This is a genomic window from Pseudomonas sp. NMI542_15 (assembly GCF_021283425.1).
GTDB lineage: Bacteria > Pseudomonadota > Gammaproteobacteria > Pseudomonadales > Pseudomonadaceae > Aquipseudomonas > Aquipseudomonas fortuita.
The window spans coordinates 1-10678 of the sequence record NZ_JAJSRO010000047.1 but is presented as its reverse complement, the minus strand read 5'-3'; the positions used below and the strand labels follow the sequence as shown (position 1 = coordinate 10678).

Annotated in this window: 6 protein-coding genes; 3 read left to right on the top strand and 3 right to left on the bottom strand. The window is 54.1% G+C overall.

Features of this window, described 5'->3' with window-relative positions; translation table 11 throughout:
* Positions 1–109 precede the first annotated feature (109 nt).
* From LU684_RS30200 to LU684_RS30190, 3 genes are read right to left on the bottom strand one after another with little or no spacing between them, the layout of a single operon-like run.
* Positions 110–2980, bottom strand: a complete 2871-nt coding sequence (locus tag LU684_RS30200) for a hypothetical protein (protein WP_232895359.1) — start codon at positions 2978–2980, stop codon at positions 110–112.
* Entirely contained in the window at positions 2970–5477 is a 2508-nt protein-coding gene (locus LU684_RS30195) for a hypothetical protein (RefSeq protein ID WP_191087399.1), read from the bottom strand. Before LU684_RS30195 ends, LU684_RS30200 begins: the two co-directional genes overlap by 11 nt.
* 41 nt (positions 5478–5518) lie before the next feature.
* Positions 5519–7330 (bottom strand): hypothetical protein, encoded by a 1812-nt coding sequence (locus LU684_RS30190; RefSeq protein WP_023048925.1) that lies wholly within the window; start codon positions 7328–7330, stop codon positions 5519–5521.
* A 507-nt stretch (positions 7331–7837) separates the two neighbouring features.
* Here LU684_RS30190 and LU684_RS30185 point away from each other — a divergent pair.
* The 3 genes from LU684_RS30185 to LU684_RS30175 all read left to right on the top strand — a co-directional run bounded on the left by LU684_RS30185 (position 7838) and on the right by LU684_RS30175 (position 10603).
* Positions 7838–8806 (top strand): hypothetical protein, encoded by a 969-nt coding sequence (locus LU684_RS30185; RefSeq protein ID WP_191087398.1) that lies wholly within the window; start codon positions 7838–7840, stop codon positions 8804–8806.
* 294 nt (positions 8807–9100) lie between these two features.
* Positions 9101–9625 (top strand): hypothetical protein, encoded by a 525-nt coding sequence (locus LU684_RS30180; protein ID WP_096425750.1) that lies wholly within the window; start codon positions 9101–9103, stop codon positions 9623–9625.
* Positions 9626–9646: 21 nt separating this feature from the next.
* The gene (locus LU684_RS30175) at positions 9647–10603 is read left to right on the top strand and encodes a hypothetical protein (RefSeq protein ID WP_191087397.1); all 957 of its coding nucleotides are present in this window, start codon (positions 9647–9649) and stop codon (positions 10601–10603) included.
* Positions 10604–10678 lie beyond the last annotated feature (75 nt).

The following is a 10678-nucleotide window of genomic DNA, read 5'->3' as shown; positions in this document are numbered from 1 at the left end:
GTTGATGAAACTCAGGAAGTTGAAGGCGTTTGAATGCAGCATTGATTTGGTAGTCATGACCAGGTCCTTGAGTAGGAGGACCCACCCCGCTTGGCGAGGCGGGGACACATCATTGAGCAGACCACTCCAGCGTGTTGCGACTGTCTTCAATGCTGGGTTCAGGGAATCCGATACGCAACCGATGCCGTGTTCCATCCTGATCGTAGAGTACGAACATCAAAGGCTTGTCCAGCATTTTTCTGTACTTTTTGCTTTCTTCGTCTGTCATATCGTCACTCCAGAAGGGCATGTCCGACAGGCGATGCAGCATGATCAACAATTCTCCCGGCCCTGGCTCTTTGCCTGCGATCAGGTTTTTCTCTATTTTTAGGTAGGACAATTCCTTGGCCATTTGCGTCAGATAGCTGTCATCCTTGAGCTCGGCGACTTTCTCCGGTTGCCCCGGTTCCGGCAATTCCCTGAACGCATAGGACAGGTAACTGAAGAACACCTCATCCACCTGCTCGCTTTCCCACCGTACCGATGCCGCTGCCGAATCCTTGTCGACCCTGCACGTGGCGAACTTGATGTTTTTCCCTTTGAACCTATGCACCAGCCTCCAGTAATCGATCGATTCCAGCATGTAGCTGAATTCGTCCTTGGGCGCCCCATTGCCCGGGTCGTGAATTCTGCCCGCACCGTTGCGTACGCGCTGGCGGACAAGCTCGTAGTCGTCTGTTGAGGGACTATCGACGGGGGCGGCAGTGACGCAGACAAAGCCTTGTTTGTCACGGGAGTCCCACCAGGTGCCGTCATCAGCCTGGAACTTGGCATAGAACTCCTCCGTCGCGGCGACGCTGCTATGGAGCCAGAGTTCACGGGTGCTGCGTGTGGCTTCGGAACGCACTTGCGGCATTTCACTCTCTGTTACAGGACCGTACAGATTGAAACGGTTTCGCTTGACGCTTGTGGCCCATTTTGGAATTTCAAGCGGCAAGCCTTCCTGACCAGGTTCAAGGAACTCTACCTCGGAATTGCCGCTGCGATAGACCAGCCTCATGGTAGAGAGCTCGGTCACTGTAAGCGGAATGGGATATGTGACACCGCCCACACTGACCTCCTTGGGTTCAACCACGATTTCCAACGGTATCTGCTGCATGCCATTGGCCAGGCAGATGGGGGTGCCCTTTACGTTGATTTTAAAACCTTCGAGCTCTGTCCATCTGATAGGGGGCTCTTGGTAGGCGTGCTGGACAATCGCGTAACCGGTTTGCCGGTCATCGATATCGGCCATCACTACGCTGATGGGGGCCTGGGCCTGAATCGGCGGGTTATACACTCCGTCTTCGTTGATCTCTCCCTCACCAAATACCTTCCAGGTTGCAGCCTCGTGCCACTCAGCGGGCAAGCGGAAGGCAATCGGCGCGATGCCGGTCATCACAGGCACATGAAATGGCGTCACATTAAGTTGCTGGGGGTAGGCAAAGATGACCACGGTGGCAATATCGCTGGTAGTTGTCGCCTGGTCAGTGACTCGGATTTTCTGCAAACGCACTTCAGGCAAGTAACTCTCAGGATCGAAAGGTGTGAAAAGCCGCCCCGCAGGTCGCTCGGGATCCACGACCAGATCACCGTGCAACTGCCCATTGTCCGGGATCAGCTCCCAGCTCAAGTCGCCACCTGTTACAGCGCCGGCATGCAGCTTGATAGGGCCCATGCCAATACCCCAAGTGGCCACACGAGGGATCACGTTTACAGCTTGCCGGGATTCCACAACCAACCCCGTGCGTACCTGCTCCCCCGCAGCGGAAGAAAAACGCCCCGATACCAGCACCAATTGCTGATCGCGCTGGAACTTCTCAGTCCCCATCGCCTGGTAGGTCCCATCCTGCATGCTACCGGTCGCGAGTGGCTGATTGATATTGACTGCCTGCCATTGCGCCCTGACCTCGTTTCCCTCGTTGTCGATGATAAAATGTTGCGTGCTTTCCGGTAATAATGCGCTTTGCAGGGGCTCGACGAAAAATGACAGTGCAGTAGGCTCGATGCTGCCGAAAATCACATGATCCAGTGGGTCCTCCCGATCTACCATGCTCATCTGAAGCGCGTTGGGCAAAGTGAATTTCTGCAGAATGCCAGGCGCTTGCTGGTCATCGATAAAATGGCGCAACGGTGCCGCGATCAACGCCGTGGCGTTATAGGCAGGCGCTCCTTGCACGGTCAGGTCATCCGGTATCAGATACGGGTAGTCGTCAGGATTACCCGGCATCCTGCCCGGCTCGCTGTTGACACGCAGGTGGCAGAACAGTACGACCGCGCCGTTACCGTATTGGTCCGAATGCTTGTCGCCACCCTCAGGTGCCGGCTGGGTACGCACCTGGAAACTGCGCGGGCTCAATGGCCCATAATCGTTGAAATCCATCATCGCGCAGCTGTAGATCTGCCTGTAGGCAGGGTGCGACTGGATTTGCTCGCCCAGTTTGGCGCCGATCGCCAGCCTGGCGTCATCACTCAATCCCAGGTTGCAGCTGAACCGCTCCCCCTGCGAGAGGTCCAGCATCAATTTGCCCCTGTCGTCCACGCTGCCCACCCGCACACCCAGCTCAGCAGTCATTTCGAGCATCAGCCCCATGTCTTCACGCAACGTCTCACTGCGTAAAAGGTAGGGCGGGCTGCCAGGGGGATGGAAGGTGGAGGAATAAGTACCTGCCACAATATTGAGCCTGACCGTGGCCTTGGCATTGGTAAAGGTGGCACCTTCAAAGGAGACCTGCGGCGCGCCGAGTACGATATCGCTCAAAGTGACGTGCTCAAGGTCGCCGATGACCACCTCATCGCTGAATGGCAACAAGAAGCTAAGGTCATTGAACGCTGCCATGTATTGTTCCCGCAGCATACGGTTAACCTGGCCGCGGTCAAACGCCAGGATGGCGCCCCAGTCGAACATCACGTTGCCTTGAGCCAGACGCTGCAACAAAGCGGATTTGGGGTTACTTTTCATTGTCCGACCCTCCAGGCAAGGCTGCGTCTTCATCTTGTGCCGTCAGTTTCTCAACCAGCAATTCAGGCGTGAGGAACGGGATGGGTAATATGGCGTACGTCCACAGCCAGAAAGTTCTGTTGTCTTCAATTGCTGCCACCACCGCATAACGGCTCAAGGGTTGGCCATCGTTGGCTATCGGGGTATACAAACCATCCTCGAACGTACCGTTGCCAAGCACCAGGTACCAGGTCGTGTCTTCGGCAGGCACTTCGTAGTCATTCCCCTTGCCTGATCCCCAGAACTTCAACCGTATGCCGTTACCCTCAACATGGTGGGTGAACCAGTTGGTTTCATTTCGTAATGGCAGCAATACCGGAATCTGCTCCTGCCCATTGCCCGATTCCCTTGATACGTTAACGGTGTCAATTGCCAGTACCTCTGCCAGGTCGTCCTCAATACGCCAGGCGGCTGTAGCACGCAGACGTCGCCATTCGTCGCTCTTGCGCGTCCCCTGTTGAAGGCCACCAACAGGCGCCACGTAGAGCATGCTTTGCTGTACCGAGGGGTCTGGCTGAGGGTCTTCCTGCAATGAGCCCTTGGCATCGGAAGGGAGGGTAAACGTGACCTTTTCTCCATCGAGGGTCGCCGCCGATAACTTGAACTTGCCACCTGCAGCGGCTTGCATGACCATAGGTGCTACCGCAATGCTGCGCGAGGTGATACTGACCAAAGCTTTGCTGTAACTCGTTCCACGGGTGGCGGTGACAATGACCTTCTTGCCGCTGCGCAGCACGGCGCTGGCGGCCGGTGCGGTGTACTCGTTGGACGTGAACGACCCACAATCTTCACCCTCGTCACCGGGTAGATTCGCCACGCTCCATGTCACTGACGCGCCTGCACCAAGCGTGGTCTCGAACGTCCTCTTGCCTCCGGCCTCCACCAAGGTTTCGTTTGGCTCGATTTCGAACTCTGTGCGTGCCGGCGCAAGGTAACCAGGCAATGTCAGATCACCCGGAAAGCGCACAACCGATGGCTGGGCAGACTCCTTGCCACTGCGGAACAACAGGCCATTAAGGCGGAATGCATCGATTTCCGTTGCCACACCAACAATGGTTTCGATCGTCTTGTCGAGGTGCTCGGCCAAGGCTTGCTCGCCGAAGTTGATGAAGAGCTCCAATGCAAAAGGGTGGCCTGCATTAGCCGCCAACGCTTGATCGGGCCACATTTTGCTGCGAAGGCTTGGCTTCGCCCTCAACTTGAGCGTCAACTGGCCAACGTTGTCGCCGGCCGTTTCCAGATGAAACGCGTACGAGGCCTTGTATTCCCAACGGTAGGACACCATGCCCGAGCGCGTCTGCTGGCTCCCGGATCTCACCTTGAAGGTGGCGGGCGCCTTCGCTAGGCCAAACCACTCAAAGTCCAACGTTTCGTCACTGGCCTTGACTTTGAAGTTTGTAAAGTCGTCTTCGTCGCTGCTGCTGGAAAAATTCAATAGCAGCCCCTGCGGGAATTCAATTATTTCAAGTACATCAGTATCACCTTCAACGGGAATACTCAAAAGCCCCGCTGTCGCCTGAATACCGGTGACGAACGTTTCACCCTCACCGCCTGTATACGTGGCCTTGAATGGTTCAATCACGCGTTCCAACCTTTCAAACCCAAAAGACACCAGCCGTTTGATCAGAAACTTGTTCCCGAGCAACAGGTTCATCGTGTAAGGGGTTGCCGCATCAGGCAGCAGATAATGCATGTTTTCATCATCTGCAGGGATGCCAGCATCGGAGTTATTGCTGCCTTTCATTGTGACGAAAAGCAGAACTTCCCCTTCGCCGTACTGGTCGGAGGCTCGTACTTTAGCAAGCGGCGCAGCATGGGTTCTGACCCAAAATTTCTCCGGCTGCAAGAAGTCGCTATCCTTCATCGGCATCTCAGTGAGCACGAAAATCCTTTTGGCAGGCTCCCAGCTGTCGAAAATAACTTTGTATCGCTGGCCACCGATCAGGTTTTCCTCATCGGTGTCGGCAAAACTCAGATAAAAGTGCTCAGCTTTCTGCAAATCCAGAGACACCGTCCCGGCCTGGGACACTGACCCTGGGCTGGCGTCCAGTGAAATCCTCACGTGCAAGGCTGGGCCATCGAGTGAATCGGCCTCTTTTACCCGAATCAGCTTCTTGACTTTGGCTCCAATGGACCTGGTCAGGGTCAATTGCTTACCGGCGGTGATACGCATGGTCAAGTCCGCGCGTGAATGCGCAATACTTGAGTTTTCAAACGATAACCGCGGCACATCCAGCGTATGATCAACTACCGCTTCCCACTGCGCCCCCGGGGTAATCGTGGTGGTAAATGACAGCGGTTCAAAATAGCTGTTATTGTCAAAACGATCGATGTACTCCTGAAGCAATAACCGGTTGGCGCGAAAACGATCGTACGCCAGAATGGCATCATACCCATACGTGCTCGGTTTATTTTTCAGATACGTGACAAATTCTTCCAGCGTTTCTTTGTTTTTCATGATTCCACCTATGGCATTTAGCGGCATACGTGCGCGCCCCGTCACTTTCGCAATGTCATTGACGTCGGCGTGAAGAGTGTCCAGTTATCACTCCCCCCTTGGCCCTCGAAATCAACACTGACGTTGAATTCAAGTGGCGAGTTATCATCCAGATTCTCAAGGGTCTCTTTCAGCAAGATCGCGTTGATGACACCCTTGTCCACCTCCTCTTGAGTCACGGGGGAATTACGAATGGGATAAGGCCTGGGTGAGCCACCGGCGACGCCCAGCAAGGTAATGACCAGGTGTTGCCCCGGACTCATGAATGGCCAATTGGGCAGTGTCAGGTCCGCGTGAGTACCTTTGATATCTTCTACGTACAGGTCGGTGTCCCTGCGCGGGCTGCACTGCACCGTGGGGTATTTATCCCGGGCCAGGGGAAGAATGCGCAAATTTAACTTCTTGGACTCATGCCCCACGGGCGCTATCCTGTAGTAAACCGGAAACCGCTTTACACTGGTTTCACCCTGTTCCATGTTGGCTGCCACCGCCGCCGGGGGTATATTCAAAGGTTCTGCGGGCACCGTCCCAAAAGGGAAGACAAATGTTTTATTGCCTAATTCGGAGCGCCCCTGCCAATAAACTTCCAGGGTTTCGCCCTCCCTCAAGGTGACACCGGACAGGTCGATATAAGCTCCCGCCGTTGCGTTGCCCGCAGGCAGCCTTGCATTGAACTCACCCTCGCCACCCTCACTTTCCGCGAAAAATACTTTCAAAGGGGCATCCTCACGGCGAACAACCAATTCAACCTCTCGCACGGTCGCGCTGTAGGCAACACCTTCGCGAGCGACCTGATAGCCCAGCCTGATGCGGCCCAGCCCCTTCAACTTGTCTTTTGCCAGATTGAATACAATCACCCCGCTTTCCAGGCTGCTCAAGTCAACGCGCAGTTGCTGTTCACCCCATTCATCATTGAAGTGCAGCAACAACCAATCACTCACCATGAGCTCTGCATTGGGGGGCACGCGCAATGTCAAACCGTCGGGGAACAGTTCCGGGTCGAGCAGGCCGCTTTCATAATTATCGATGTCCAGCGCCGGCAGCAGGGGCGGCGTATCAGGCACCTTATCGACCTGGAATGTCTGGGTCGGCGACTTCAAACGTTTCGGGGGGGCGGCAAATTGGATCTCATAATAAACTTCGGCGTACCCCTTTTTTATGAAATCGAAATAAGAGGATGGTACATTCCAACTCAAGACCTGCCCGACGTGCTGTGCCTGCACGTCGATAAGTTTTGACCATGTATCATCTTGCGTGCCGTCACTTTCATATCCCACGAATGTCAGCGTCACTTTGTCTGCCACTTGCATGGCTTGATACGCAGGTACCAGGAAAGTGGCACCCGCACTGCCCAGCGAGTCCGGGTCAATAAACAGATTGTGTGACTTCGGCGCCTGGGCCACCGGCATATGCTCAAGGCGATGCGGGCGCACCCCCACGAAGCAAAAAGCGCGCATCGACTCCTCCAGCGCCGGAAACGTAGGCTGAAAAGACGCAAATGCGTAGCCGTCGGCAGCCGCCACGACAAATGCATTGGACAAACTCACTGTTGCCCGTTTTGTCCTGGGGTCGAAGTTGTGATCGGCGATATCCACATCCCCGGAAAAACCGACTGCGTTACCGAGTTTGTCGGCACCTGTCCAGTTAAAGACTATCAGTTGACCTACGGCGATACCGTCATAGGTTATAAAAACGTTCAGGGCCTCCCCGCCCAACTCATCAAGGTCAATTTCGTCATAGGGTGTGAGGCCTTCGATTATCGGGCGGGGTGGGCGATCTGCGCTGTCGCGTTCACTAGCAGTATTCTCGGTCATGGCTTCGACTCGGCATCCGATTTACGTTTGCCCACACGCTATCGCCTACCTAGCACACTGCCTACTAGCAGAAATAACAGGTCGGCATCGTCGGTCGTGTTGTGTCACCTCGCACTTACGCACCCCACCTCCCTATTATTTTTGCCAGGTGTTGCAGGCGCTGGCGCTCGCTAGACTCGATCTGCACGCAGGGCGCCATCACCAAGGTGACGTTAATAACACTACAAAATACGTAGGCGCGAGCCATGCTCATACGGGCTGCGGCTCAAGACTGACAAGCACGCGGCCGCGAGGGTGATGAGCGCTCAGACCAGTGGTTCTGTTGCACATAAGTCGGGGCAGCTGGAACAAGCCATCAATTCCCATGCATCCCACCGCCGGTAGATACCGCGAGCATCAACACGTCGCGAAGTGCGATAACCATGAAGTATTTGTGGCATGTCTCATTCCGGCAACAACCAGTACTACTGAAGCCTACTCTTCTGAGCAAAACCACGAGGTTTCATCATGTCGAACCCACTCAAATACGGAATCATCGCTTTACCCCTGTTGCTGTCCTGCCTGCCTCAAGCGGTACAGGCAGCGACGCAGAACGGCACAATCCTTATACGGAACAAAGACTACGAGCAATGCTCACTGACTGTGCCCGGTGAAGGCTCAGGCAAGCTTACACAATATGAATTCAATCTTCCGGACTCGAGCTGCAAGAATATAAAACCACGCACAATACAATTTGATGGCCTCCCCAGCGCCGCGACAATCCTGATTACCGATGGCCTTGGTTGCGACTTGGAAGATGCCAAGTTCCGACTAAAACTTCGCACTACCCGCCGCGTAACATCCATGCCCGCCTTCGAATTCGAAGACTTGGTTTCATTCGAAAACCACATCGCACCCGGTGTGCTAGTGCTTGAAAAAGACTTCACGCAAGACAGCGACGCCCGGGACAGCACTGCTTGTATCCGTATAACGACCTCGCCAGCCACCAAGCGCCCTGATCCTATACCCGCAACGCAGGTTAAAGAAGCCGCATACTTCGTGGATCCAAGGGAGCAATTCACATGCGGCTTACACGAGGTGATCACGGCGCGCTTACATCGGGGCGACGAAACGGATGGCCGGACCGCCTACATATGCGCGACCTTCAAGCAGGCTTCAACTGATCTCTTGATAGGGCCTCTCTCCTGGTCCAACAAAATCATCGAAAGCAGTGGCACTTACTATATGTGCCCTCCAGGAAAGGTCATGGTTGGCCGCGATCACTGGAATGACGAGAATGGTTCCACCACTTATGCCTGTGCCTCACTGAAAAACGGGAGTAAAGATCTGGAAATTATATGGTCTGACGGGTGGTCCGCACCACAAGGAGAGCATGAGAGCGGTTTTGCCTGCCCGACCGATAGCTTTCTGGTAGGGCGCTATCACGATGGCGATGAAGAAGGCCCTACCCGCTACCGATGTGCAACTGCACAGTGAATATTGAACTGAACTATCAAGACCATCACCCCCAACATGGAACGTCTGGTGAGGGACTTCAACCGCCCCGGCAGATCAGAAAATTGAATTTCATGATAAATTCAGCGCCCCCCTTTTCGCTTAGCATACGCACTGGATACTAGCAAAAAAACAATAAGTCGGCATCGGCAGTCTTGTTGTGTTACCTCGAGGCCGCCCACTCCACCTACCTAGTATTTTTGCCAGGTGTTCCACGCGCTGGAACTGGCTAGACTCGACGTGCACTCTTTTTTTCTAGCCAATGAGGACCCGCTCATGAACAGTAAATGGCCCGCACCTGCGGCCGCAGCGTTGCTGCTACTGCTGTGCAACTCTGCCGTTGCAGAACTTGCAATCATCGATCCTAATGAAATTTCGCCCCCTCCGCTAGTGGAGTTTCACCATGACTTTAAGTGTAAACCCGGCAATGTAATGGTGGGGCGTGTTCGCTTGGAAGACAAAGTTGGGTACGTATGCGGAAGTGTTACTCAAAGCGGGGAGGTGCTCAATACCTACAATGAAATCAAAATTATTGCAACAGGCGCTCTCGCCAACTGCCAGAGTCCGAAGATCATGACCGGGCGTGGCCGAGACATACTTGACGCCTCAAACTACTGGATACATTGCGCTGAAGTCAGAGACATCTGGGGCCAACCATTGACCCCCTCTCATACCAGCACCCGGAAATTCAAAGAGCCTGACCACGGCATGCAATGCGCTGCAAATGAAGTACTTTCGGGCATGGCGCTTTCCAGTGACAAGGAAATGGAGACTGAGTACTACTGCAGCAAACTGTTCTGACCAAACATCCGAGGTTTCATCATGTCAAGCGCACTCAGACTCAGCATCATTGCTTTACCCCTACTGCTGGCCAGCCTGCATCAAGCGGTGCAGGCAGCCACACAAAACGGCACAATCCTTATCCGGGACAAAGACAATGCGCAATGTTCACTGACTGTTCCCGGCGAAGGCTCAGGCGAACAGGTAAACTATGAATTCAACTCTCCCAACACCTGGTGCAAAGATATAAAGCGACGCACCATACAGTTCGATAACCTCCCATCTTCCGTGAACATCCTGATTACCGATGGCATTGGTTGCAACACAGAGGATGGCAAGTTTTCGATGGAACTTCGCACCACGAGGCGCGTGACGTCCACCCCCGCCTTCGAATTCGAAGACTTGGTTTCCTACGAAGACAATACGATCATCGCCCCGGGTTTGATGATGGTTAAAAAAAGAAAAACTCAAGACAGCGACGCCAGGGACAGCACTGCTTGCATCCGTTTAATTACATCGTCACGCACCCCTCTTCGCCCCACGAATCAATACAGTGTGAATGTAACTGAAAACGTGGACTACTTCACTAAATTCACATGCGGGCTTCACGAGGTGATGCAGGGGCGCAAGGTAGAGGGCGAAGTGCAAGATTATACCTGTGCGAGATTCCAGCTAGATTCAGCAACTCTCACGGTAACAGATATATCTTGGTCCGATATGATCACCGAAAATGATGGGGTTTACTTTATGTGCCCGCCCGGGAAGGTCATGGTTGGCCGCCATCAATCGCTTTTTACTTACCAACGCACCACTTACGCCTGCGGCGCACTTACAAACGGCGTCAACAATCTAAAAATTCGATGGTTCGACGGTTGGTCTGCACCACAAGATGAGAATGAGAGCGACTTTACCTGCCCAGAGAATAGCTTCCTGGTAGGGCGCTTTCACGATGGCGGTAGTGTCGGCCCTACCCGCTACCGTTGTGCAACTGCACTTTGAACCTGGAGCTGAATTGTCATGACCATCACCTCAAACACAGCGTCCAACGCCTTCAACTTCCTGAGTTTCGTCAAT